The 25,369-nt window shown below is 75.0% G+C and carries 18 protein-coding genes; 14 read left to right on the top strand and 4 right to left on the bottom strand.

The features are described from left to right. Nucleotides 1-58: 58 nt before the first annotated feature. The 3 genes from ACIQWA_RS08075 (at nucleotide 59) to ACIQWA_RS08065 (ending at nucleotide 3,861) form a co-directional block, all read left to right on the top strand. Complete coding sequence (locus ACIQWA_RS08075; protein ID WP_402479735.1) at nucleotides 59-691, top strand: YitT family protein; 633 nt, start codon at nucleotides 59-61, stop codon at nucleotides 689-691. 88 nt (nucleotides 692-779) lie between these two features. Continuing rightward, complete coding sequence (gene recN, locus ACIQWA_RS08070) at nucleotides 780-2,513, top strand: DNA repair protein RecN (RefSeq protein ID WP_402479734.1); 1,734 nt, start codon at nucleotides 780-782, stop codon at nucleotides 2,511-2,513. Nucleotides 2,514-2,694: 181 nt separating this feature from the next. Continuing rightward, on the top strand, nucleotides 2,695-3,861 hold the full coding sequence (locus ACIQWA_RS08065) for a glycosyltransferase family 4 protein (protein ID WP_360238471.1): 1,167 nt from the start codon (nucleotides 2,695-2,697) through the stop codon (nucleotides 3,859-3,861). 7 nt (nucleotides 3,862-3,868) lie between these two features. On the opposite strand, the gene ACIQWA_RS08060 is transcribed toward ACIQWA_RS08065, so the two are convergent. Continuing rightward, a complete protein-coding gene (locus ACIQWA_RS08060; protein WP_402479625.1) occupies nucleotides 3,869-5,875 on the bottom strand; it encodes a glycoside hydrolase family 15 protein in 2,007 nt (668 codons plus the stop codon). Between the two features lie 719 nt (nucleotides 5,876-6,594). Here ACIQWA_RS08060 and ACIQWA_RS08055 point away from each other — a divergent pair. From ACIQWA_RS08055 to ACIQWA_RS08010, 10 genes are all read left to right on the top strand, one after another. After that, nucleotides 6,595-8,274 (top strand): CTP synthase, encoded by a 1,680-nt coding sequence (locus ACIQWA_RS08055; RefSeq protein ID WP_402479622.1) that lies wholly within the window; start codon nucleotides 6,595-6,597, stop codon nucleotides 8,272-8,274. A gap of 104 nt (nucleotides 8,275-8,378) precedes the next feature. Next, nucleotides 8,379-9,026 (top strand): NUDIX hydrolase, encoded by a 648-nt coding sequence (locus ACIQWA_RS08050; RefSeq protein ID WP_360238467.1) that lies wholly within the window; start codon nucleotides 8,379-8,381, stop codon nucleotides 9,024-9,026. Nucleotides 9,027-9,246: 220 nt separating this feature from the next. Continuing rightward, on the top strand, nucleotides 9,247-11,325 hold the full coding sequence (locus ACIQWA_RS08045) for a tetratricopeptide repeat protein (RefSeq protein WP_402479620.1): 2,079 nt from the start codon (nucleotides 9,247-9,249) through the stop codon (nucleotides 11,323-11,325). Between the two features lie 261 nt (nucleotides 11,326-11,586). Further along, nucleotides 11,587-12,702 carry an alanine dehydrogenase gene (ald, locus tag ACIQWA_RS08040; protein WP_360238463.1) on the top strand — a complete coding sequence of 372 codons (1,116 nt, stop codon included), beginning with the start codon at nucleotides 11,587-11,589 and terminating at the stop codon, nucleotides 12,700-12,702. Between the two features lie 436 nt (nucleotides 12,703-13,138). Next, complete coding sequence (locus ACIQWA_RS08035) at nucleotides 13,139-14,206, top strand: ParA family protein (RefSeq protein ID WP_030245868.1); 1,068 nt, start codon at nucleotides 13,139-13,141, stop codon at nucleotides 14,204-14,206. Further along, nucleotides 14,203-14,805 carry a hypothetical protein gene (locus ACIQWA_RS08030; RefSeq protein ID WP_360238461.1) on the top strand — a complete coding sequence of 201 codons (603 nt, stop codon included), beginning with the start codon at nucleotides 14,203-14,205 and terminating at the stop codon, nucleotides 14,803-14,805. The genes ACIQWA_RS08035 and ACIQWA_RS08030 overlap by 4 nt, the downstream gene beginning before the upstream one ends. A gap of 128 nt (nucleotides 14,806-14,933) precedes the next feature. Then, complete coding sequence (locus ACIQWA_RS08025) at nucleotides 14,934-15,812, top strand: segregation and condensation protein A (protein WP_402479616.1); 879 nt, start codon at nucleotides 14,934-14,936, stop codon at nucleotides 15,810-15,812. A 344-nt stretch (nucleotides 15,813-16,156) separates the two neighbouring features. Next, on the top strand, nucleotides 16,157-16,777 hold the full coding sequence (gene scpB / locus ACIQWA_RS08020) for an SMC-Scp complex subunit ScpB (protein WP_360238493.1): 621 nt from the start codon (nucleotides 16,157-16,159) through the stop codon (nucleotides 16,775-16,777). A gap of 62 nt (nucleotides 16,778-16,839) precedes the next feature. Further along, nucleotides 16,840-18,219 (top strand): pseudouridine synthase, encoded by a 1,380-nt coding sequence (locus ACIQWA_RS08015; protein ID WP_402479614.1) that lies wholly within the window; start codon nucleotides 16,840-16,842, stop codon nucleotides 18,217-18,219. Between the two features lie 225 nt (nucleotides 18,220-18,444). Further along, the gene (locus ACIQWA_RS08010; protein WP_360238455.1) at nucleotides 18,445-19,452 is read left to right on the top strand and encodes a helix-turn-helix domain-containing protein; all 1,008 of its coding nucleotides are present in this window, start codon (nucleotides 18,445-18,447) and stop codon (nucleotides 19,450-19,452) included. A 77-nt stretch (nucleotides 19,453-19,529) separates the two neighbouring features. Here ACIQWA_RS08010 and ACIQWA_RS08005 read toward each other — a convergent pair whose 3' ends face one another. From ACIQWA_RS08005 to ACIQWA_RS07995, 3 genes are read right to left on the bottom strand one after another with little or no spacing between them, the layout of a single operon-like run. Next, nucleotides 19,530-19,892, bottom strand: coding sequence for a DUF952 domain-containing protein (locus tag ACIQWA_RS08005; protein ID WP_360238453.1), 363 nt, complete (start codon nucleotides 19,890-19,892; stop codon nucleotides 19,530-19,532). Between the two features lie 53 nt (nucleotides 19,893-19,945). After that, entirely contained in the window at nucleotides 19,946-21,541 is a 1,596-nt protein-coding gene (locus ACIQWA_RS08000; RefSeq protein WP_402479611.1) for a DUF4139 domain-containing protein, read from the bottom strand. A gap of 3 nt (nucleotides 21,542-21,544) precedes the next feature. Next, a complete protein-coding gene (locus ACIQWA_RS07995) occupies nucleotides 21,545-23,815 on the bottom strand; it encodes a DUF4139 domain-containing protein (RefSeq protein WP_402479609.1) in 2,271 nt (756 codons plus the stop codon). A 468-nt stretch (nucleotides 23,816-24,283) separates the two neighbouring features. On the opposite strand from ACIQWA_RS07995, the gene ACIQWA_RS07990 reads away from it, so the two are divergent. Continuing rightward, on the top strand, nucleotides 24,284-25,369 hold the full coding sequence (locus tag ACIQWA_RS07990) for a prephenate dehydrogenase (RefSeq protein ID WP_402479606.1): 1,086 nt from the start codon (nucleotides 24,284-24,286) through the stop codon (nucleotides 25,367-25,369).

The raw sequence follows: 25,369 nt of genomic DNA, 5'->3' as shown, positions 1-25,369 counted from the left end.
CGCCTCCCCGACGGCCCCCGCGTCCGGCGCCTCCGGCCCGCAGCCCGCCCGGCCGGGGCTGGCCGTCCGGATCCTCGGCGACACCCACGCGCTGGGCCGCCGGCTCCCGCAGCTCGCCGTCGGCCTCGCCCTGTACGGGGCGAGCATGGCGCTGATGCTCCGCTCCGGCCTCGGCCTCGACCCCTGGGACGTCTTCCACCAGGGCCTGCAACGTGTGTTCGGCCTCACCGTGGGCGCCTGGGTGACCGTCTGCGGCGCCCTGGTGCTGCTGCTGTGGATCCCGCTGCGCCAGCGCCCGGGGGTGGGCACCGTCGCCAACGTGCTGGTGATCGGCGCGTCGATGGACCTCACCCTGCGGGTGGTCGACGGCCCGCAGGGCCTGCCCGCCCGGGCCGCGCTGATGGCCGCCGCGGTGCTGCTCAACGGCGTGGCCTCCGGCCTCTACATCGGCGCCCGGCTCGGCCCGGGCCCGCGCGACGGCCTGATGACCGGACTGCACCGGCGCACCGGGCGTTCGCTGCGGCTGATCCGCACCGGCATCGAGGTCACGGTGCTCGCCGTCGGACTGCTGCTCGGCGGCACCGCCGGGGTCGGCACGGTGGCGTACGCGCTGCTCATCGGTCCGCTGGTGCAGTTCTTCCTGCCGTGGTGCACGGTGCCCACCGCCGCCGAAACGCCCCGGAAGGAGTGAACCCGGCGGCATGGAGTTGCCGCGCGCCGTTGCCGCTCGTCGCGCTCCGGGGGCGGAACCTCGTAAGGTCGTCTCCGTGTTGGACGAGATGCGGATACGGGATCTTGGGGTCATCGACGATGCGGTGGTCGAGCTGGCTCCCGGCTTCACCGCCGTGACCGGTGAGACCGGCGCCGGCAAGACCATGGTGGTGACCAGCCTCGGCCTCCTGCTCGGCGGCCGCGCCGACCCCGGCCTGGTGCGCCACGGGGCCGGCCGCGCCGTGGTGGAGGGCCGGCTGGAACTGCCCGCGGACTCCCCGGCGGCGGTCCGGGCCGTCGAGGCCGGGGCCGAACTGGACGACGGAGCGCTGCTGATCAGCCGGACCGTCTCCGCCGAGGGCCGCTCCCGGGCGTACGTCGGCGGGCGGGCCGTCCCGGTCGGGCTGCTCACCGAACTCGGCGAGGACCTGATCGCCGTGCACGGCCAGACCGACCAGCAGCGGCTGCTGCGCCCGGCCCGCCAGCGCGGCGCGCTGGACCGCTACGCGGGCGCGGCGGTCGCCGAGCCGCTGGCCCGCTACCGGGAGACCTACCGGGCCCTGCGCGAGGTCGCGGCCACCCTGGAGGAGCTGACCACCCGGGCCCGCGAGCGCGCCCAGGAGGCCGACCTGCTGCGCTTCGGCCTGGACGAGATCGCCGCCGCCGAGCCGGTGGCCGGGGAGGACGTCGAGCTGGCCGCCGAGGCCGAGCGGCTCGGCCACGCCGACGCGCTGTCCTCCGCCGCGACCCTCGCCCACGCCGCCCTGGCCGGCGACCCGGCCGACCCGGAGGCGCTGGACGCGGGCACCCTGCTCGCCCAGTCCCGGCGCGCCCTGGAGGCCGTGCGCCACCACGACGAGCGGCTGGCCGCCCTGGCCGACCGGCTGAACGAGGTCGGCTACCTGCTGGCCGACGTCGCCGGGGACCTCGCGGGCTACGCCGACGACCTGGACGCCGACCCGGTGCGCCTCGCCGCGGTCGAGGACCGCCGGGCCGTGCTGGCCCAGCTGCTGCGCAAGTACGGCGGCGAGCGCAACGACCTCGCCGAGGTGATCGCCTGGGCCGAGGCCGGCTCCGCCCGGCTCGCCGAACTCGACGGCGACGACGAGCGGATCGACCAGCTCGGCGCCCAGGAGACCGAGCTGCGCGCCGAGTTGGCCGAGCTGGCGGCCGAGGTGTCGGCCGCCCGGCAGGCCGCCGCCGGGCGCTTCGCCGAGGCCGTCTCCGCGGAGCTCGCCGAACTCGCCATGCCGCACGCCCGGGTGACCTTCTCGATCACCCGGGTCGACGACCTGGCCGGCATCGAACTGGACGGCCGTACCGTCGCGTACGGGCCGCACGGCGTGGACGAGGTCGAGGTGCTGCTCGCCCCGCACCCGGGCTCCCCGCCGCGCCCGATCGCCAAGGGCGCCTCGGGCGGTGAGCTGTCCCGGGTGATGCTCGCCGTCGAGGTGGTCTTCGCGGGTGCCGATCCCGTCCCCACCTACCTGTTCGACGAGGTGGACGCGGGCGTCGGCGGCAAGGCCGCGGTCGAGATCGGCCGCCGGCTGGCCAAACTGGCCGAATCCGCCCAGGTCGTGGTGGTCACCCACCTCCCGCAGGTGGCCGCGTTCGCGGACCGGCACCTGGTGGTGGAGAAGACCGTCGACGGCACCGTGACCCGTTCCGGGGTCAAGGTGTTGAACGACGAGGAGCGAGTGCGGGAACTCTCCCGGATGCTGGCCGGCCTGGAGGACTCGGAGCTGGGCCGGGCCCACGCCGAGGAGCTGCTGGCCACCGCCCGGGCCCCTCGCCACCGGTAGCCCGAACCGGCGGCCCTCCCCGTCGGGACGGCGACGCGCCCCCGGTGGCGCCGACTGTCCAAGAGGGCCGCCGACCTGGCATGGTGGCGGCTGGACACTGGCTTTCCAGTCCCGAGCGCCGCCGGGCGGGCAATCCTCGCGAAGCGGCGCGCGAACCTGATCGAGTCGGATGCGAGACGACGTGGACCATTCCGCTGCCCGGGCCACCGCGGCCGCCCCGGAACCGGGGCAGCTGCACGTGGTACTCGTTCTGGCCGCCAGCACCGGCGGCATCGGTGCGCACGTGCGTTCCCTGGCCCAGGGCCTGGTCGCGCACGGGGTGATCGTGACGGTCTGCGCACCGGCCGGTACGGACGCGCTGTTCGGCTTCTCCCGCACCGGCGCGCGGTTCCACACCGTCGACATCACCCCCACCTCGGGGGCCCGCAGCGACGCCACCGCGATCGGCGAGCTGCGCCGGGCCTTCACCGGCGCCGACGTGGTGCACGCCCACGGGCTGCGGGCCGGCCTGCTGTCCGACCTCGCGCTGCGCACCGCCGGCCGCTTCCCGGGCCTGCGCCCGGAGACCCCGCTGGTGGTCACCTCGCACCACGCGCTGCTGGCCACCGGCATGGAGCGGCGGCTGCAGCGGCTGATGGAGCGCCGGGTGGCGCGCGCCGCCGACCTGGTCCTCGGCGCCTCCTCCGACCTGGTCGCCAGGGCCCGCGAACTGGGCGCCACCGACGCCCGGCTGGGCCCGGTGGCCGCCCCGCCGATGCCCGAGGGCCGGCTCGGCCGGGCCGAGGCGCGGGCCGCGCTGCTCGGCGACGGCCCGGACCGCCCGCTGGTGCTGGCGGTCGGCCGGCTCGTCCCGCAGAAGGCCTTCGGGGCGCTGCTGGACGCCACCGCCGAGCTGTCCGCGCTGGACCCGGAGCCGCTGCTGCTGCTCGCCGGGGACGGCCCGGAGGCTGGCCCGCTGCGCGAGCGGGTCGCTGCCGAGAAGCTGCCGGTGCGCCTGCTCGGCTACCGCACCGACGTACCCGACCTGTTGGCCGCGGCCGACGTGGTGGTGGTCTCCAGCCGCTGGGAGGCCCGTTCGCTGGTGGTCCAGGAGGCGATGCGGGCCGGCGTGCCGGTGGTCGCCACCGCCGTCGGCGGCATCCCCGAACTGGTCGGCGACGCCGCCCTGCTGGTGCCGCCCGGGGACCCCGCGGCGCTCGGCCGGGCGGTGCGCGGGCTGCTGGCCGACCCGGCCCGCCGGGAGCAGCTGGTGGCGGCCGGCCGGCAGCAGGCCGAGACCTGGCCGGACGAGGCCGCCACCGTCGCCCAGGTGCTCAGCACCTACGACGAGTTGGTGCAGCGGGGCTGAGCAGCCCTCAGACGCTCGCCCGCTCCACCCGCTCCGCGGCCCGGTCGGTCTCGGCGCCGTCCGGCTGGGCCGACAGGTAGGCGGCGCCGCAGGCGGTCAGCCGCAGGGCGGTGTCGATCAGCGGGACGTGGCTGAACGCCTGCGGGAAGTTGCCGACCTGGCGCTTGAGCCGGGGGTCCCACTCCTCGGCGAGCAGCCCGAGGTCGTTGCGCAGGGACAGCAGCCGGTCGAACAGCTCGCGGGCCTCCTGCACCCGGCCGATCATGGCGAGGTCGTCGGCGAGCCAGAACGAGCAGGCCAGGAAGGCGCCCTCGTGGCCGGACAGGCCGTCCACGTTGTTGCCGGACTCGTCGTGGGTCGGGTAGCGCAGCACGAAGCCGTCCTCGGTGGACAGTTCGCGCTGGATCGCCTCGATGGTGCCGATCACCCGCTTGTCGTCCGGCGGCAGGAAGCCGACCTGGGGGATGAGCAGCAGCGAGGCGTCCAGCTCCCTGCCCCCGTAGTACTGGGTGAAGGTGTTGCGCTCGGGGTCGTAGCCCTTCTCGCAGACGTCCCGGTGGATGGTCTCGCGCAGGACGCGCCAGCGCTCCAGGTGGTTGTCGGAGGGGGCGTCCTCGGGGGTCTGCTCCAGCAGCTTGATGGTGCGGTCGACGGCGACCCAGGCCATCACCTTGGAGTGGACGAAGTGCCGGCGCGGGCCGCGGACCTCCCAGATTCCCTCGTCCGGGTTCTGCCAGTGGTCCTCCAGGTACTCGATCAGGCGCAGCTGGAGGTGGAGGGCGTGGTCGTTGCGGACCAGGCCGGTCATGTGGGCCAGGTGCAGGGCCTCCACCACCTCGCCGTAGACGTCGAGTTGGAGCTGCCCGGCGGCGCCGTTGCCGATCCGTACGGGCAGCGAGCCCTCGTAGCCGGGCAGCCAGTCCAGCGAGGACTCGGTGAGCTCGCGCTCGCCGGCGATGCCGTACATGATCTGCAGGTTCTCCGGGTCGCCGGCGACCGCGCGCAGCAGCCACTCGCGCCAGGCGCGGGCCTCCTCGCGGTAGCCGGTGCGCAGCAGCGAGGAGAGGGTGATCGCGGCGTCGCGCAGCCAGGTGTAGCGGTAGTCCCAGTTGCGCTCGCCGCCGATGTCCTCGGGCAGGGAGGTGGTGGGGGCGGCGACGATGCCGCCGGTGGGGGCGTAGGTGAGGCCCTTGAGGGTGATCAGCGAGCGGACCACGGCCTCCCGGTAGGGGCCCTGGTAGGTGCACTGGTCGGCCCAGTCGTGCCAGAACCCGGCGGTGGCGTCGAGCATCGCCTCGGCGTCCGGGACGGCCGGCGGCTCCAGGTGGGAGGCCTGCCAGGTGAGGGCGAAGGCGATCCGCTCGCCGGCCCGGACGGTGAAGTCGGCGTAGGTGGTGAGGTCGCGCCCGTAGGTCTCGGCCTCGCCGTCCAGCCAGACCGAGTCGGGCCCGGCCATGGCGACGGTGCGGTGGCCGCCGTCGGCCTGCTCGACCCGGTGCACCCAGGGGACGATCCGGCCGTAGGAGAAGCGCATCCGCAGCGCCGAGCGCATCCGCACGGCCCCGGCCACGCCCTCGACGATCCGGATCATCTGCGGCACGGAGTCCTTGCCGGCCAGCGGGCGGGGCGGCATGAAGTCGATCACCCGGACGGTGCCGCCCTGGGAGTCCCACTCCTGCTCCAGGATCAGCGAGTCGCCCCGGTAGCGGCGGCGGTCGGCGGGCACGGCGGGGGCGGCGGCGGTGGGCGGCGGGACGCGCAGGGCGGAGGTGTCGCCGAGGCGGGGCGGGGCGGCCTCGGCGGGGGCGGCGGCCGGGGCGGGGAGATCGGTCGCCACGGCCTCGGCCGGTCCGATCCGCCAGAAGCCGTGTTCATCGGTGCCGAGCAGGCCGGCGAACACCGCCGGCGAGTCGAAGCGGGGGAGGCAGAGCCAGTCCACCGCCCCGTCCCTGCTGACCAGGGCAGCGGTCTGCATGTCCCCGATGAGTGCGTAGTCCTCGATACGGCCGGCCACGTGGATCTCCAGTTCGCAATGTGGTCAGGGCATCGGCGAACCAGGAGCGAGCGGGGCTGCGGGGCCGGAGGTTCACCCCGGGACGTCCGGCCCGCCGGGGGGTGGTGGCGGGCCTTGCTGGAGTGTCCGCGCGGGGCTCGGTCGAGCCCCTGGGGTTGGGTGGGGAGGAGCTGGATTACGGGGAGGTCCGGTCGCGCATCGGGGACCGGGAGTGTCCTGACGCTCCCACGCCCTCCGCGTGCTCGTGCTGTCGCGATGCGTTCGTGCAGCTTACGACGGACGAAAGGGGCGAAGCACGCGGGCGCCGCCTCGTGTGGCGCCGCAATTCGGCGGAAATGCCGTGCATCGCGGGGGCGCGGCGCAGGATGGTCCGGAAGGATCAGCTCCGGGTGGCCGTAACGGACCGGCCGGCATGGCCCGGTCGGAGCGCCCCGGCTGGCCCGGTCCGGTGGGTGGTGCGACCGGTGTGACGCGTGCGGCGGATGGTGCGCTGGTGGTGCGCCCGGCGCACGCTCCCGGAGTGCCGAGCGCGGGGCGAAAGGCGTCCCGGTCAGGTCACTGTTACCCTGGTATCCCGTGGACCGGCGGGATCAAACGCCCCGGACCAGCCGAACCGACGACCCTTCGAGCGCCGCGCACCTGCCGGCCTCCCGTCGCCCGGCGAGCCGCGAGCCTCCCGCCCACGTCACTTTCGACACGCGACCCACGGGAGCCCCCTCTTGGCACAGCCCCATTCCGGCAAGGCAGCGAACGGCCGCGCCGTGACGACCAAGCACCTCTTCGTCACCGGGGGTGTCGCCTCTTCGCTCGGAAAGGGGCTGACCGCCTCCAGCCTCGGCGCGCTGCTCAAGGCCCGCGGCCTGCGCGTGACGATGCAGAAGCTCGACCCGTACCTCAACGTGGACCCGGGCACCATGAACCCGTTCCAGCACGGTGAGGTCTTCGTCACCGACGACGGCGCCGAGACCGACCTGGACATCGGTCACTACGAGCGGTTCCTCGACACCAACCTGCACGGCTCGGCGAACGTCACCACCGGCCAGGTGTACTCGACGGTCATCGCCAAGGAGCGCCGCGGCGAGTACCTGGGCGACACCGTCCAGGTCATCCCGCACATCACCAACGAGATCAAGTCCCGGATCCGCCGGATGGCGACCGAGGACGTCGACGTCGTGATCACCGAGGTCGGCGGCACCGTCGGCGACATCGAGTCGCTGCCGTTCCTGGAGGCCGTCCGCCAGGTCCGCCACGAGGTCGGCCGGGACAACGTGTTCTTCGTGCACGTCTCCCTGCTGCCGTACATCGGCCCCTCGGGCGAGCTCAAGACCAAGCCCACCCAGCACTCCGTCGCCGCGCTGCGCAACATCGGCATCCAGCCGGACGCGATCGTGCTGCGCGCCGACCGCGAGGTCCCGCAGGCGATCAAGCGCAAGATCTCGCTGATGTGCGACGTGGACGAGGAGGCCGTGGTCGCGGCCATCGACGCCAAGTCGATCTACGACATCCCGAAGGTGCTGCACGGCGAGGGCCTGGACGCCTACGTGGTGCGCCGCCTGGACCTGCCGTTCCGCGACGTGGACTGGACCACCTGGGACGACCTGCTGCGCCGCGTCCACGAGCCGCAGCACATCGTCAAGGTCGCCCTGGTCGGCAAGTACATCGACCTGCCGGACGCCTACCTGTCGGTGACCGAGGCGCTGCGCGCCGGCGGCTTCGCCAACAACGCCCGGGTCGAGATCAAGTGGGTCACCTCGGACGACTGCGAGACCCCCGAGGGCGCCCGCGAACAGCTCGGCGACGTCGACGCGATCTGCATCCCCGGCGGCTTCGGCGACCGCGGCGTCAACGGCAAGGTCGGCGCCATCACCTTCGCCCGCGAGAACAAGGTCCCGCTGCTGGGCCTGTGCCTGGGCCTGCAGTGCGTGGTCATCGAGGCCGCCCGCAACCTGGCCGGCCTGCCCGAGGCCAACTCCACCGAGTTCGACGCCGCCGCCAAGCACCCGGTCGTCTCCACCATGGCCGAGCAGCTGGCGATCGTCGACGGCAAGGGCGACCTGGGCGGCACCATGCGCCTGGGCCTCTACCCGGCCAAGCTCGCCGAGGGCTCGATCGTCCGCGAGGTCTACGGCGGCGAGCCGTACGTCGAGGAGCGCCACCGCCACCGCTACGAGGTCAACAACGCCTACCGCGCGGACCTGGAGAAGACCGGCCTGCAGTTCTCCGGCCTCTCGCCCAAGGGCGACCTGGTCGAGTACGTCGAGTACCCGCGCGAGGTGCACCCGTACCTGGTGGCCACCCAGGCCCACCCGGAGCTGAAGTCCCGCCCGACCCGCCCGCACCCGCTGTTCGCGGGCCTGGTCAAGGCCGCCATCGAGATCAAGACCGCGGCCTCCGAGTAGTTCCTCACTTCGGCCTCGGTGGTTCACCGGACGGCGGCCCCGCGATTCCCGCGGGGCCGCCGTTCGGCGTTAGATTGTGTCGTACTGACGAAAAGGGGAGAGCGATGGACGAGCGGAGCGACCTGGTGATCGCCGACACGGCCGAGGAGTGGGAGGTCCGGGCGAGCTCGACGCCGTTCCAGGGCCGGGTCACCGGCGTGCGCAGCGAGGAGGTCCGGATGCCCGACGGCAGCTGGTCCCGGCGCGACTACCAGACCCACCCCGGCTCGGTCTCCGTGCTCGCCCTGGACGACAAGCAGCGGGTGCTGGTGCTGCGCCAGTACCGCCACCCCGTCCGCCAGCGGCTCTGGGAGCTGCCGGCCGGCCTGCTCGACGTGCCCGGCGAGAACCCGTGGCACGCCGCCCAGCGCGAGCTGTACGAGGAGGCGCACTGCCGGGCCGACACCTGGAGGATCCTGGCCGACTACTACACCTCCCCGGGCGGCACCGACGAGGCGCTGCGGATGTTCCTGGCCACCGACCTCGCCGAGGCCGAGGGCGAGCGGTACGAGGCCGAGGGCGAGGAGCAGGAGATCGAGGTCGCCTGGGTGCCGGTGCCCGAGCTGATCCGGCTGGTCCAGGCCGGGCTGCTGCACAACCCGACCCTGGTCACCGGCGTCCTCGCCGTGCACGCCGCGCTGACCTCCCCGGACGGCCTGGACGGGCTGCGCCGCCCGGACGCCCCGTGGCCGGCCCGCCCCTTCGAGGCCTGAGCGCCCGTCGGGGCGCCGGCCCCGTTCGGGGCGTGGGCGAACCAGCGGGGTTGATGCCTTGGGGTGATTCGCCGGTTCGTACGACCGGATGTCACCTCCGATCAGTCGGACGGTCGAACTACGCTTCGCAGACAGGGCGCCCGTCCCGGGCCGCCTCCGCCGAGCGCAGCGGGCCGACCGGCCGGACGCCGGGCGCGGGATGACGTCGGGAGTGGCACGGGTGGCGAGGAAGACGGCGACGATGGACCCCGGCCCCGACGCGCCCGCCGGCGCCGTCCCGGGGCTCGACCGGCTGCCCGCCGGGCCCGCCCTGTTCGCCGGGCGGCGCACCGAACTGGCCGCGCTGCGGGCGGCCGCGACCCGCCGGGTGAACGGCCGCTGCCCCGTCCTGGTGCTGGCCGGGCGCCCCGGCTCGGGCCGCACGGCGCTCGCCGCCCGCTTCGCCCGGACCGTCGCCGCCGACTATCCGGACGGCGTGCTGTTCGCCCGGCTGTCCGCCCCGGACGGGGGGCGGGTGCCGCCGGGCCGGGCCGCCCGGCTGCTGCTGGAGCAGCTCGACCCGCAGGCCGCCGTGCCGCTGCCCGGCGTCGTCGAGGACGGGCGGGACGAGCCGGGCGGCGTGGCCCTGCGGGAGGCCCTGGCGGGACGCCGGGTGCTGCTGGTGCTGGACGACGTCCGGGACGCCGGGCAGCTGTGGCCGCTGCTCGCCGACGAGCCCGGCTGCCTGGTGCTCGCCACCACGGCCGGGCCGCTCACCGGCATCGAGGACATCGACCCGGTGATCCTCGGCGGGCTGGACCGGCAGGCCTCCGGGGAGCTGCTGGCCGACCTGGTGGGCGGCACCCGGGTCTCCTGCGACCCGGTCGGCGCGGCCGACCTCGCCGAGGCCTGCGCCGCCGGGCCGGCCGCGCTGCGGCTGATCGCGCGGTGGCTGCGCGGCAACCCGAAGATCGCGGTCACCGACGCGGTGCGCGAGCTCACCCGGGCGGTGGGGGAGGAGTCGGAGGCCGCGGGCGCCAAGGGCGCCGGCCGCGGCCGGGCGGGGAAGGCCGCGAAGGGCGCGAAGACCGCCAGGGCCGGCCGGACGCCGAGGACCGACGCGGCACCGGAGAAGAAGGAGGAGGGCGCCCAGGCGCAGGACGGCGCCGCGGAGCCGGTCGCCGGGCCCGAGCCGGCCGGCGACCCGTCGACCTGGGTCAAGCCCGGGCCCGCGCCCGCCGAGCCGGTGCCCGTCCCCGACAACGACCCGCTGCTGGGCGCCTTCACCCTGCTCTACCGGGGACTGCCGGCCGCCCAGGCGCGGATGCTGCGCACCCTCACGCTGGCCCCGGCGCAGACCGCCGACCCGCGCACTGCCTCCGCCCTGGTCGGCTGCCCGGTGCCGGAGGCGGCCGCGACGCTGGCCGCGCTGGCCGAGCTGGAGCTGCTCGGCGAGGAGGCGCCGGCCGCCGACGGCACCCCGCGCTACCGGGTGCCCGGACGGCTCTACCAGCGGCTGGTCCGGCTGCGGGAGCAGGAGGACCGCCCCGCCGAGACCGAGCTCGCCCGGGCCCGGCTGCTGGAGCGGCTGGTCCGGCTGACCGAGTCGGCCCGCGCCCTGCTGGACCCGGCCGACGGCCCGGCCCCCGACCCGCTGCCCGCCGCGCTGCGGCTGGACTCGGCCGGGCACGCCCGGGACTGGCTGTCGGGGGAGCGGGAGCTGCTGCTCGGCGCGGTGGCCGACGCGATCGGCCAGGGGGACCTGGACGGCTCGGCCGGCCGGCTGGTCACCGCGCTGCTGCGGGCACTGCCGCTGACCGGCACGGCCGCCCCCGCCGACCTCTACCGGCTGCACGAGCTGGTGCTCACCGTCGCCGAGCGCAACGGGCGCCCCCGCCGGGCCTCGGCGGCGCTGCTCAACCTGGGCGACCTCCAGGCCTCGGCGGGCCGCTGGGAGCAGGCCGCCGGGCACTACCGGGCCGCCCTGGAGCACGCTCGCGCGGTCGGCGACGAACCGCTCTGCGCCCGGGCCCTGGAGGGCGCGGCGGGCTGCCACCGGGCGCTCGGCGACGCGGTGCGCGCCGCCGACTGGTACGGGCGGGCGCTCGGGCTGCGGCAGTCGCTGGGCGACCACGCGGCCGAGGCCCGGCTGCTGGCCCGGGTCGCCGAGGCGCACACCGCCCAGCGCCGCTTCGAGGAGGCCGACCGGGAGTACCGGGCCGCGCTGGCCGTGCTGCGCCGGATCGGCGACGAGCGCGGCCGGGAGGCGATCGGCACGGCCCTCGCGGACCTGCGGGAACGCGTCGACGGCGGGTGGTGAGGGGGGTTTCGGAGGTATCGTCGGAAGTGCCCTGATACGGCACTTATGACAGGTAGGTTCCAGTGGAAGCCTACGAACCTGCCAATGTCTTCGGCGAAATTATTCGATTTGGAAGGCTGACAGGCCGCCTGGGCTTCATTACACTCGAACTCAGTCGCGCAGCGATCCCCTGCCCCGGCATGCCCGGAGGCTTCCCCACGTGCGCGTCGCCCACCGGTCTTCTCCGGTCGGGACCCCCATGGCAAGAGGACGTGTTCAGTCGTGAAGGTCGGCATCCCCCGCGAGGTCAAGAACCACGAGTACCGCGTGGCCATCACGCCCGCCGGCGTGCATGAGCTGGTCCGCAACGGCCACGAGGTCTACATCGAGGACAACGCCGGTCTCGGCTCCTCGATCCCCAACGAGGAGTACGTGGCCGCCGGCGCCACCATCCTCCCCACCGCCGACGAGGTGTGGGCCACGGCCGACCTGCTGCTGAAGGTCAAGGAGCCCATCGCCTCCGAGTACCACCGGCTGCGCAAGGGCCAGACCCTCTTCACGTACCTGCACCTGGCGGCCGACCGGGCCGGCACCGACGCGCTGGTCGCCTCCGGCACCACCGCCATCGCCTACGAGACCGTGCAGCTGGGCAACGGCGCGCTGCCGCTGCTCGCCCCGATGTCCGAGGTCGCGGGCCGGCTGGCCCCGCAGGTCGGCTCGTACCACCTGATGCGCCCGGCCGGCGGCCGCGGCGTGCTGCCCGGCGGCGTGCCCGGCACCCACCCGGCCAAGGCCGTCGTCATCGGCGGTGGCGTCTCCGGCTGGCACGCGGCCACCATCGCCATCGGCATGGGCTACGACGTGACCCTGCTGGACCGCGACATCAACAAGCTGCGCGAGGCCGACCGGATCTTCGGCACCAAGATCAAGGCCATCATGTCCAACTCCTTCGAGCTGGAGAAGGCCGTCCTGGACGCCGACCTGGTCATCGGCGCCGTGCTGATCCCGGGCGCCAAGGCCCCGAAGCTGGTCACCAACGAGCTGGTCTCCCGGATGAAGCCGGGCTCCGTGCTCGTCGACATCGCCATCGACCAGGGCGGCTGCTTCGAGGACTCGCGCCCGACCACGCACGACGAGCCGACCTTCCAGGTCCACAACTCGGTCTTCTACTGCGTGGCCAACATGCCGGGCGCCGTCCCGAACACCTCCACCTACGCGCTGACCAACGCCACCCTGCCGTACGTGCTGGAGCTGGCCAACCGGGGCTGGAAGGAGGCGCTGCGCCGTGACGCGGCGCTCGCCAAGGGTCTGAACGTCCACGAGGGCCAGATCACCTTCCCGGCCGTGGCCGAGGCCTTCGGCCTGGAGTCGGTCACGCTGGAGACCGTGCTCGCCTGAACCCCCTGACCGCGCGGCGGTCGTTCGCCCCCGACCCGATGCCCTCGGGTCGGGGGCTTCCGCGTGCCCGTGAACAGCGGGTGGACCGGGCGGGTCGCTCTGTCGTCAATTTCCGTCGGTGGTGTCACCCGACCCTCGGCGTCCCGCAGAAACGTTAGGGTCATGGGCCTGCTCATCCCTTGACAGCAGCCCGCCCGATAGTCGACACATCGTGCCCACTACCGTGGATTGTGTTGCTGCGAACGCCTTGAACGGCCTAGAGTCGCAAACCGTCGGCATGCTGCCACGCTGACGAATCGACATAGAGTCCTGGATCCCCAAGGAGGTAAGACGACTTGTGAATGAGTCGACAATTGCTCCCGGGGGTGGTCAGCCAGGACTGGCGGAGCTCACCGCCGGCCAGCCGAGTGAGGAGCCCGGGGCCCGGCAGGCATCCGTGGGCTCGGCCGAGGTCGGCTCGGTCGCACTCCGCACCTTCGAAGCACGCCAGAACACAGCACAGGTGACCACGGTGACCGATCACGACGCCGACTTGGCGGCCTACGGCCTGGCCTACGGCGAGTTCGCCTACGGCGCCTACGACGACCCGGACGCCGAGTACGAGCCGGACCCGGAGTACGCCGCCACGCTGGCCCCCGACGCCGCGCGCCAGCGCCGCGAGCGGGTCGGCCCGACCGGCCGTCCGCTGCCGTACTTCCCGATCCCCGCGCCGGTCGCCGAGCACGGCCCCGCCCAGATCATCGCCATGTGCAACCAGAAGGGCGGCGTCGGCAAGACCACGTCGACCATCAACCTGGGCGCGGCGCTGGCCGAGTACGGCCGCCGGGTGCTGCTCGTCGACTTCGACCCGCAGGGCGCGCTCTCGGTCGGCCTCGGCGTCAACCCGATGGAGCTCGACGTCACCGTCTACAACCTGCTCATGGAGCGGGGCCTGACGGCCGATGAGGTGCTGCTCAAGACCGCCGTCCCGGGCATGGACCTGCTGCCCTCCAACATCGACCTCTCCGCCGCCGAGGTGCAGCTGGTCAGCGAGGTGGCCCGGGAGTCCGCGCTGGCGCGCGCCCTCAAGCCGCTGCTGCCGGACTACGACTACGTCATCATCGACTGCCAGCCCTCGCTGGGCCTGCTGACGGTCAATGCGCTGACGGCCGCTCACAGCGTCATCGTCCCGCTGGAGTGCGAGTTCTTCGCACTGCGCGGCGTCGCGCTGCTGACCGAGACCATCGAGAAGGTGTGCGAGCGGCTCAACCCCGAGCTGCGCCTGGACGGCATCCTCGCGACCATGTACGACTCGCGCACCGTGCACAGCCGCGAGGTGCTGGCGCGGGTCGTCGAGGCGTTCGGCGAGCACGTCTTCCACACCGTCATCGGGCGGACCGTGCGCTTCCCGGAGACCACCGTCGCCGGCGAGCCGATCACGACCTACGCCACCAACTCGGTCGGGGCCGCCGCCTACCGCCAGCTCGCCAGGGAGGTGCTCGACCGGTGCCGCCCCGCCGAGTGAGTCTCCCGGGTGCCGACGAGCTGTTCCGGACCACCGGCGGGATGGCGCTGTCGCCGTCCCTCGCCCCGCGTCCGGCCGCCGAGGCATCCAGACCGGAGACCGCGCGGCCCGTCAACGGCACCGAGGGCCCCGAGGCCGCCCAGGGGCCCCAGGACGACCGGCAGGCGCCCCAGGAGCAGCAGCCCGCCGCCGCGGTGCCGCCGCCCGGCCAGCCGCCCGTCCAGCGGGCCGCCGGGGGCCAGGGCGCCGCACCGGCCGCGGCCACCGTGCCCGGCGGCCGCGGCACCGCGCCCGCACCGGCGGGCCGCTCCCACGCCGGCGCCGCCGAGGAGCAGGCCGGCGCCGCCGGACGCGCCCGGCCGCGCGGCCGGGCGCCGCGCCGCCCGAGCGGGCGTGAGCGGCACGACGAGAAGATCACCGTGTACGTGTCCGCCGAGGAGCTCATGGACCTGGAGCACACCCGGCTGGTGCTGCGCGGCGAGCACGGCCTGGCCGTGGACCGCGGGCGGATCGTCCGGGAGGCCATCGCGGTCGTCCTGGCGGACCTGGAACAGCGCGGTGAGGCCTCGATCCTGGTCCGGCGGCTGCGCGGCCGCTAGGGCCCGTCTGCTGGCCGCCGGTGGCGGCGTGCCGCGGGTCCGTGGCGGGCCGGTCGGCGGCGTGCCGGCGGCGTGTCGGTGGGCCCCGTGGCCGGACGGCCGGTGCGGGCGGGTGAAGATGGACCGCCATGCCGAGCACCGCCGAACCAGCCGCCAGCGCCGTGAACGCCACCGAGGAGGAGTCCCGGGGCGGCTTCCGGGTGCGGCTGGACAACTTCGAGGGCCCCTTCGACCTGCTGCTCGGCCTGATCGCCAAGCACAAGCTGGACGTCACCGAGGTGGCACTGGCCACCGTGACGGACGAGTTCCTGGCGCACATCCGGGCGATGGGCCCGGACTGGGACCTGGACGCGGCGACCGAGTTCCTGGTGGTGGCCGCCACCCTGCTCGACCTCAAGGCCGCCCGGCTGCTGCCGGTGGCCGAGGTCGAGGACGAGGCGGACCTGGCCCTGCTGGAGGCGCGTGACCTGCTGTTCGCGCGGCTGTTGCAGTACCGGGCGTACAAGCGGGCGGCGGCCGTGTTCGGCGAGCGCTGGGCGGCCGAGCTGCTGCGCCGCCCCCGGACCGTCGGGCTGGAGCCCCGGCACGCGGAGCTGCTGCCCGAGGTGGTCATCACCGTCGGCGCGGAGCGGCTCGCCCAGCTGGCGGCCAAGGCGATGGAGCCCAAGCCGAAACCGGTGGTGTACGTGGACCACATCCACACCCCGCCGGTCAGCGTGCGCGAGCAGGCCGCGCTGGTGGTCGGGCTGCTCACCGAGCTCGGCGAGGCCTCCTTCCAGCAGCTGGTCGCGGACGCGCCGGACACCCTGGTGGTGGTCGCCCGGTTCCTGGCGCTGCTGGAGCTGTACCGGGAGCGGGCGCTGGACTTCGAGCAGCCGGAGGCGCTCGGGGAGCTGCGGGTGCGCTGGGTGGCCGAGGAGGGCCGGGGCCCGGTGGAGGTGACGGACGAGTTCGACCGGCCCGCCGGTGGTGCGGAGCGGGCCGAGGAGAAGGACGGGCGGCGATGAGCGGCGGGCAGGACGGCGGGAAGGACGGCGGGCGGCCGGTGCGGCGCCCGCTCGGGCTGCCGGGGCAGCCGCGGGCGGAGGAGTGGCTGGAGCCGGCTTTCGTGCTGCTGCCGGAGCCGATGGTGGCGCCGGTGGCTGCTCCGGTGGTTGCTCCGGAGCCGGGGGACGGCGAGCCCCGGGTGGTGCACCAGAAGTCGGCCCCGTCGACTTCCGGTGCGCCGGATTCGGTCGGAACGGATGCGGCCGAAAGGGATGCGGCCGGAACGGATGCGGTCGGAGCGGATTCGATTGCGGCGGATGCGGTCGGGGCGGATCCGCTCGGGCCCGGGCCGGTCGGGCCGGGGCTGCGGGCCGAGCTGGAGGCGATCCTGATGGTCGTCGACGAGCCGGTCGGCGAGGAGCGGCTGGCCGGGGTGCTGGAGCGGTCGAGGGCCGAGGTGGCCGCGGCACTGCGCGGTCTGGCCGCCGAGTACACCGCCCAGGGGCGCGGCTTCGACCTGCGGCTGGTGGCCGGCGGCTGGCGGTTCTACAGCCGGGAGACCTGCTCCGAGGCGGTCGACCGCTTCCTGCTGGACGGCCAGCAGGCCCGGCTCACCCAGGCCGCGCTGGAGACCCTGGCGGTGGTCGCCTACCGGCAGCCGGTGTCCAGATCGCGGGTTTCCGCCGTCCGCGGTGTGAACTGTGACGGCGTGATGCGTACCCTGGTACAGCGAGGACTGGTGGAAGAGGCCGGATCCGAGCCCGAAACAGGTGCGATCCTGTATCGGACGACGAACTACTTCCTGGAACGGATGGGGCTCCGCGGCTTGGACGAGCTGCCGGAGCTTGCTCCCTTCCTGCCCGAGGTCGACGACGTGGAAGCGGAGTCCCTGGAGGGCACGATGATCGCGGAGGCGGTCTCCGCCGCTGCCGCGCAGGCCGCGGACGGCAGTGGCGAGGCCGATCGGGCAACGCCTGATCGGTAGGGGGAGGTGAGGTCGGCCGAGACGACCGCACATCCCAGACGGAACGACGTACGGACACTTTGATGCGTAGCAGTGGCAACGGCAGGAACGGCAGCGGCGGCGGTAGCGGTCGCGGCGGACAGGGCGGGGGTCGGGGCGGCTCCTACGGCGGCGGCAGCGGTGGCGGTCGCGGCGGGTCGGGCTCGGGTTCGGGCTCGGGTTCGCGCGGCGGCTCGTACGGCGGGGGCTCCTACGGCGGTGGCTCGTACGGCGGCGGCTCGGGCTCCGGCTCGCGCGGTGGCTCGTACGGCGGCGGCTCGGGCTCCGGCTCGCGCGGCGGTTCGTACGGCGGCGGCTCGGGCTCCGGCTCGCGCGGCGGTTCGTACGGCGGCGGCTCGGGTTCCGGCTCGGGCTCGCGCGGCGGTTCGTACGGGCGCGACGGCGGCCGTCGGGACGACCGGCGCGACGACCGCCGCTTCCCGGACCGCCCGCTGCGGCCCGAGGAGCGCAGGTACGACCGTCCTGAGTTCGGTGGCGGCCCGAACGCCACCCCGGCCCGCGGCGGCTTCACCGGTCGGCGTCCCGGCCCGGCCCCGCGCCCGCGCCGGGAGGGCCAGGGCGCCCCGGGCGACCCGCGCCGCCAGCCGCAGCGCTCGCGCGAGCTCCAGGCCAAGATCGAGGACGCCGTGCTGGCCCGGCACGACAAGCCGGCCGTCAAGCTGCCCAAGACCTTCGGCGAGCCCGAGGGCGAGCGCCTGCAGAAGGTGCTGGCCCGGGCCGGCGTCGGCAGCCGGCGCGCCTGCGAGGAGCTGATCGAGCAGGGTCGGGTCGCGGTCAACGGCAAGCAGGTCACCGAGCAGGGCAAGCGGGTCGACCCGGAGAAGGACGAGATCAAGGTCGACGGCCTGACCGTCGCCACCCAGTCCTACCTGTTCTTCGCGCTCAACAAGCCGGCCGGCGTGGTCTCCACCATGGAGGACCCGGACGGCCGCCAGTGCCTGGGCGACTACGTGACCAACCGGGAGACCCGGCTGTTCCACGTCGGCCGGCTGGACACCGAGACCGAGGGCATCATCCTGCTCACCAACCACGGCGAGCTGGCCCACCGCCTCACCCACCCGAAGTACGGCGTGACCAAGACCTACCTGGCCGCCATCCAGGGCCCGATCCCGCGTGACCTGGGCAAGCAGCTGGCCAAGGGCGTGGAGCTGGAGGACGGCTACGCCCGCGCGGACAGCTTCAAGGTGGTCTCCAACGTCGGCAAGAACTACCTGGTCGAGGTGACCCTGCACGAGGGTCGCAAGCACATCGTCCGCCGGATGCTGGCCGAGGTCGGCTTCCCGGTCGAGAAGCTGGTGCGCACCCACTTCGGTCCGATCGCCCTGGGCGACCAGAAGTCGGGCTGGCTGCGCCGCCTGACCAACCCCGAGGTCGGCCAGCTGATGCGTGAGGTCGGCCTGTAGGACCCCGGCCGTACGGCCGTTGTTCGTCGGAGGGTCCCCCGCCCGTGGTGGCGGGGGGCCCTCCGGCGTGTGTGTGAGCCGGGACGCAACCGCTGGTCACGGCCTTGTCAGCGCCATGATCCGTGGCCGAGGATGGCCACCGGAGCACGGCCCCGCCGCGTGGCGGGACTGCGCCAGCACGGGCGCCGCAGGGGTGTTCCGGAGCGAACAGGGGGAGACGGCGTCGTGTCCGATGCAGCACTGGGGCGGTCCGCCGGACACGCGCTCGGCCCGTTGGGACTGGCCGAGCCGGACGGGCAGGTGTACGCGGCACTGGTCGCCAACCCGCAGTCCACGGCGGCGGAGCTGGCCGAGAGCTGCGGCCTGACGGTCCAGCAGGGCGTGCGGGCGCTGGACCGGTTGGCGCAGCAGGGGATGGCCACCCGGGCCCCGGTGGACCGGGAGCGCTACCTGCCGGTCGCCCCGGACGTGGCGATAGGGACCCTGATCGGCCACCGGGAGTCCGAACTGCGCAGCGCCCGGGCCGAGATGCACCGGCTGATGGACGCCTTCCGGGAGGCCTCGCGGTACACCGACCCGGCGCACTCGGTGGAGGTGCTGACCGGCGGTGAGGCGATCGCCCAGCGGCTGGAGCACATTACCGGGACCAGCCAGTACCAGGTCCGCGGCTTCGACCGCCCGCCGTACATCCAGGACCCGGTTTCGGCGATGCCGTTGCAGCGGCGGCGGCTGCGGGAGGGCCTGCGGTTCCGGACGATCTACGACCGGGAGGCGGTGGCCTGGCCCGGCCGCCTGGAGCGGAACATCCTGGTCGGCGTCGCGGACGGCGAGGAGGCGCGGGTGCGGCCGACGCTGCCGATGAAGATGATCATCTCGGACGACCGGATGGCGATCATCCCGATCAGCGTCGGCGACAGCGTGCTGGACGCGGCCTACGTGATCCACCCCTCGGCGCTGCTCCAGGCACTGGACACGCTGTTCGAGGCCGAGTGGGAGCGGGCCGTGCAGTTGCAGGCCGCGATCGGCACCGGGGACGCCTCCCCGGAGCCGGACGCCGACCACCGCAAGCTGCTGGGGCTGCTGGCCGCCGGGCTGACCGACGAGTCGATCGCCCGCTCGCTGGGCTGGAGCGCCCGGACCACCCAGCGGCGGTTGCAGGCCCTGATGCGCTCGCTGGGCGCCACCACCCGCTTCCAGGCCGGGATGGCGGCCCGGGAGCGGGGGTGGCTGTGAGCCGGGGTGGCTGTGTGCCAGGGCGGCTGTCGAGCCGGGGTGGGCTGTCGACCGGGTGACGGGCTCCGGCCGGCCCCTCAGCTCCAGGGGCTGAGCGAGGCCCAGCGGCCGTCCGGGCCACGCTCGACCTTCTCCAGGCCGACCACGGCGGAACGGTTCAGCCGCCCGTAGATGTGCGGGAACAGCACGCCGGGGGTGGCGCCGGGCGGTGGGGCGCCGTGCGGGGCCTCCCACTTGACCATCGGCTCCACCAGTGCCTCGTCGATCAGCAGCACCATCAGCGGGTCCGGGGTGTCGGCGAAGAAGGTGTTGGCCACCGCGAGCGCCGTCTGCTCGTCCGCCGAGCAGTGGATGAACCCGTCGGTGAGCAACGACGCGGTGGTGTACGGGCGGCCGGGGTCGGACAGCCAGTCGTCCAGGGGGGCGAGATGGAGGATCATGTTCCTTTTCTACCCGCTTTCCGGTTCTGAGCGGCCGTCACGGGGCTCCGGCGTCACAGCCCGGCCACCTTGGCGGCGGCGGACACCTCGTACACCAGGGTGAGGCTGCGGCGGGCGCCCGGGCCGAGCGGGACGTCCCAGCGGACGATGCCCTCGGTGTCGAAGGCGTCCGGTGCCGGGGAGCACTCCTCCTTGCGCAGCCGCACCTCGACCTCGGCGACCTCGGAGACCGGCACCCGCTCGCGGACCGTGACCAGCTGCTCGTCGTGCTCCTCCGGGCCGGAGAAGCGGGACAGGTGCAGCCGGACGGTCCGGGTGGTGGTCCGGCGGCCGCTCAGGGCGGTGGTGCCGCTGCGCTCCTCGGTCTCGCGGACCACCCGGTAGCCGTCCGTACTGCCGAAGGACAGCTCGGCGTCGGCGCCCGCGGCGGTGAAGCGCAGCTCGCCGCGGCCGGTGAAGCCGCTGCCGCGGACCAGCTCGACCGGGCCGGCCAGCAGCGGGTGCCCGGCCGCGTTGCGGAACCGGACCACCCGGGTGACCAGCGGGGACAGCTCCGGGGCGCAGGCGAACTCGCTGCTCGCCGGGCCGGTGAAGGCGCCCAGCGGGACCCGGTGGGCGCGGCCGTCGGAGGGGACGGTGGCCGGCGCGGGGGCGGGCAGCACCCGGACCTCGCCGCCGTCGTCCAGGCCGGGGACGGCGGCGTCCGGGCCCAGGGTGCTGACCTCCTCCTCGCGCAGCTCGACCTCGACCGTGCGGCGCTCCTCGTCGGTGCGTTCGCGCAGGACCAGCCGGTCCTCGGTGAGCGCCGGCGGGTCGGTGGCCAGGGCGGAGCGGGCGGTGGAGAAGGTCAGCCGGGCGCCGGTCCAGTCCTCGCCGGTGCGCTGCCAGACCACCGCCTCCGACTCCAGGCGCAGCTTGCCGGCGTCCAGGGTGGCGCGGTACGACGGGCGCCACAGCGCGCAGGGCACCAGGTGGTGGACGGTCAGCTCGGCCGGGCCCGGGTGCTCGGCCTGGACCGTGAGCTCCAGGTGGGCGTGCAGCTCGGCGGGCTCCTCCTCGGCCTCGTCCAGGGCCAGCAGGGCCTGGGAGCGCTCCTGGTCCAGGCGGCGCAGCCGGGACCGGGTCGCGCGCAGCTCCTCGCCGTGGCGCTCGCGCTCGGCGTCCACCCGGTCCAGCTCGCGGGCCCAGCGGGTGCGCTCGATCTCGCCGACGCCGGCGCCCTCGCCGACCTCGCGCAGCAGGTCCGCGGTCAGCTGGGCGAGCAGGGCGAGCCGGGCCTCCAGCCGGGCGCGGGTCTGGTCGGCGAGGCGGTACTCGGCCTCCAGCCCGTGCAGCCGGTGGCGCAGCGCGGAGTCCGCCGGGCCGGGCGGCAGCGGCGCGCGCGGGGACCAGGAGCGCACCAGCCGGGCCTCCAGCACCCGGGTGCCGGGCGTGGCGGACTCGGCGCGCAGGGTGCGGTCCACGGCGAGGGCCGTGAGCGGGCCCAGCCGCAGCCGCTGGACGCCCGCGGTGAGGTGGACGGTCACCGAGCGCTCGACCTGGGCGCGGTCCTCCAGGCAGGTGACGGCGGTGACGGGGAGGGGGAGAGGGGTGGCGACGGAAGGAGGGACGGGGAGGGGGACTGGGAGGGGAGCGGTCTCTTCGGTCATCTGTCAGTTCCTCCGGTTTCCGCCGACGATGGCCTTTCCGGCCGGGATCTTGATCTGGTAGCCGCCGTCCAGCTCGGTGCGGCCGCCCGGCGCCAGCTCGACCCGCCAGAGCCGGGTGCCGGCCGGGTACTCCGGGGTGGGGACGGTCGGGGCCTGCCAGTCCGCTCGCTCCTCGATCCGGATCTCGGCGTCCGAGGCGACCGGCACGCGCTCGCGCACCTCGACCGTGACGGGGCGGCCGAGCCGGTTCGCCAGTTGGACGTGCACCCGGTGGTCGAGCACGGTGCTGTTGCCTTTCAGCATGCCGGTGGCGGACTCGCGCAGCTCGGTGCGGCGCGCCACCTCGACGCTCTCGGTGACGCCGATGCCCAGGCTCCGGGTGCCGCCCGGGGCGAGGGTCGGCAGGGCGGCGGTGAGCAGGAACTCGTCGTCCACGGTGACCTCGACCGGGCCGGCCAGGACGGCGCGGTCGGTGCGGTTGGCGAGCACCAGGGTCGCGTACACCTTCTCCTCGACGGCCGGGACGGTGACGTACTCGGGGCTGACGGAGAGCGGGATCTCGTCCACCGTGACGGTGTGCCAGGTGCCGTCGGAGGGGACGTCGGCGCGGGCGGCGGCGTCGAAGCGGTGGTCGAAGGAGCCGGCCGAGACGCGGGGCGGGACGGCGTGGCGGGGGAGGGCGAGGCCGGTCAGGCGGGTGCCCGGGTGGATCCGCTGTCGGGTGTCGTGCTCCAGCCGGGCCGGGGCGGGGCGCAGGGTGCCGCGGCGGTCGGCGGGGGCGTCGGGGCCGGCCAGCTGGAGGTCGGGGTAGTCGAGCAGGTCGGCCGCCGGGACGAAGCCGGTGGCGGGCGGCGGGGTCGCGCCGCGGCGGCGGGCGCCGCGGCGGGCCTCGGCCGGCGGGGCGCCGCCGAAGGCCTGCGGCATCGGGGCGGCGGCGGGGGCTGCGGCGCCGGGGGCGGGCGGGGCGCCGTAGCCGGCGAAGCCCGGCGCCACGGGGGCGGGGGGTACGGGGGCGCTGGGTGCGGAGAGCGCCGGGGCGGGGGGCGGCTCCGGGACGCTGAGCATGCCGCCGCCGGACGGGCCGGCGGGCGCCGCCTCGTCCGCGAGGAACTCGGCGCGGGGGCCGGCCGGGCGGGCGCCGCCGACCCGGGCGGAGAAGCGCGGGCCGGGCTTGGGCGCGCCGGGTGGGACCGGGAGCGGGACGTTGCGGCGGCGGGGACGGCGGTCGGGGCGGTCGGCCGTGGCCGTGTCGTAGCCGGTGAAGAGGTCGGACAGGCCGGCCGGGGGCTCGCGCCAGCCGGAGGGCGGCGGGGCGGGCTGGCTGCGGCCGATCCGCAGGGAGGCGAGTCGGGGGAGGTCGGTGCGGCGGTCGAGGTCGGCGGTGGACAGGGCCAGTCGGACGCCCGTCCAGTCCTCGCCGGTGTGCTGGGCGACGGCGGCGCGCAGGACCAGGTGGGCGGTGTCGGCGCCGGTGCGGTGGCTGAGGCGGTAGGCGGGGACCCAGCGGGCGGTGGGGACGCCGTACTCCAGCTCCAGTTCGATCCGGTCGGGGGTGGGGGCGGGGGTGGGAGCGGGGGTGGGGGTGTCGGGTTCGGGGGCGGTTCGGGGGGTGTCGGGGGCTGGGGTGCTTGCGCCGGTGGTGAGGGTGAGCAGGACGGTTTCGGTGGTGCCGACCGGCTCGGTGCGGTCGGCGGTGGATGCCCGGTCCAGTCGGTCGGCGGCCAACTGGCGCTCGTGGTCGGCGAGTTCGATCTCCCGGGTGAGCTGCTCGGAGCGCTCCTGGAGGCGGGCCAGCCGGTCGTCGACGAAGTCGGCGAGCTCCAGCCAGGCGTCCGCCGGGGTGCGGCGCAGCGGCTCGTCGGGGCGGCGCTGGGGCGGGACGGCGCGCAGCGCGGCGGTCTCGGCGATCGCGGCCAGGACCAGCCGGTGGCGCTCGGTCAGGGCGCCCTGGCGTTCCGAGGCCTCGTCCAACTCGCGCTGCAGCTGCGTGAGTTCACCGGGCTCGTGGAGTTCGGCGAGGGTTTCGAGGCGGGCCTCGACCACCGTGGTGCCGGCCGGGCCGGAGAGCACCCGGGCGCGCAGCGAATCGGCGCGCAGCGAGTCGGGCAGACCGGTCAGCCGCAGCCGACCGCCCGGGGGGACCGGAACGGTGGCCCGGCGCCGGCACACTGCGCCCTCGGCGTACACCACGACGGCGTCCAGGACGGACGGGTGGGCCGGTACGGTGGCCGGCCGTTTCGACGGCCCGGTGTGGCTGCTGTGCTGATCGTCCATGCGCATCCCCTTCGTTCGCGTCCGGTCGTCCTGCCGGCCGGCCGTCCGGTGTGCCGCGGCTCGCCCCGTCTGTCCCCCGGGCGGCCAGTCTGCCCCTCCGGGGGCCGGGCGTCGCCGGATTTCCCGGGGCACGGCGTGTGCACTGGGTGGGACGGGGTGCGGGGTGTGTTGGTTGCCGGGGCGTGGCGGTCGGTGGGGGCTTTGGTTGCCGGGGCGTGGCCGTTGGCGGGGTCGGGGGTCGGCGGGGGTCGTCGGGTGGGAGGATGGGGCGCGGGCGCGCCCGGTCGGCTCCGGCTCTTCGTCGCGCCCTCCGGCACCCGCTGAGCACCGCCCGAGGTCGAGCACCGTCCGTCGTTGCGCACCGTCCGTCGTTGTGCAACACCCGTCGTTGCGCAGCACCCGTTCGTCGAGCACCGCCCGTGTGAACCCGTCCCGTCGAGAAACCGTGATCGAGGAGAGCCACCCGCCATGCGCACTGCCGTCGTCGTCGGCACCGGACTGATCGGCACCTCCGCAGCCCTGGCCCTGGCCGCACGCGGGCTGACCGTCCATCTGGAGGACGCGGACCCGGACGCCGCCCGCACCGCCGAGTCGCTCGGCGCCGGCACCACCGAGCCGGCCGAGGGCCCGGTCGACCTGGCGATCATCGCCGTCCCGCCGGCCCTGGTCGGCAAGGTCCTCGCGGACTGCCAGCGCCGCAACCTGGCGCACTGGTACACCGACGTGGCCAGCGTGAAGTCCGGTCCGGGCAGCGAGATCGCCGCGCTGGGCCTGGACACCGTCCACTACATCGGCAGCCACCCGATGGCCGGCCGCGAGCGCTCCGGCCCGCTGGCCGCCCGCGCCGACCTGTTCGAGGGCCGCCCCTGGGTGCTCACCCCGACCGCCGACACCGACACCGACACGCTCAATGCCGCGCTGGAACTGGTCGCGCTGTGCGGCGCGGTGCCGATCGTGATGGACGCCGAGGCCCACGACCGGGCCGTGGCCCTGGTCTCGCACGCCCCGCAGCTGGTCTCCTCACTGGTCGCGGCCCGGCTGGAGCACGCCGACGAGACGGCCATAAGGCTCTCCGGCCAGGGCGTGCGCGACGTGACCCGGATCGCCGCCTCGAACCCGGGGATGTGGGTCGACATCCTGTCCGCCAACGCGGGCGCGGTCGCCGACGTGCTCGCGGAGGTCGCCAACGACCTCGGCGAGACCGTCACCGCGCTGCGCGCCCTGGCGGCCGAGGAGGCGGGCACGCGCCGTGCTGGTGCCGAGGGCATCGAGGCGGTGATGCGGCGCGGCAACACCGGCCAGGCCCGGATCCCGGGCAAGCACGGCGCCCCGCCCACCCGGTACGAGACCGTCGCGGTCGTCCTCGGCGACCAGCCGGGCGAGCTGGGCCGGCTGTTCGGGGAGGTCGGCGAGGCCGGGGTCAACATCGAGGACGTCCTGATCGAGCACTCGGACGGGCAGCAGGTCGGCTTCGTCCAGCTGTCGGTGGCGCCGATGGCGGTCAAGCGGCTCACGGCGGCGCTGCGCGCGGGCGGGTGGAGCGTCCGGGACTGA

It is taken from the genome of Kitasatospora sp. NPDC098652, assembly GCF_044760155.1.
Classification (GTDB): Bacteria; Actinomycetota; Actinomycetes; order Streptomycetales; family Streptomycetaceae; genus Kitasatospora.
Note: the sequence above shows the minus strand (reverse complement) of the source record. Positions and strands in the feature narration are given on the sequence as shown.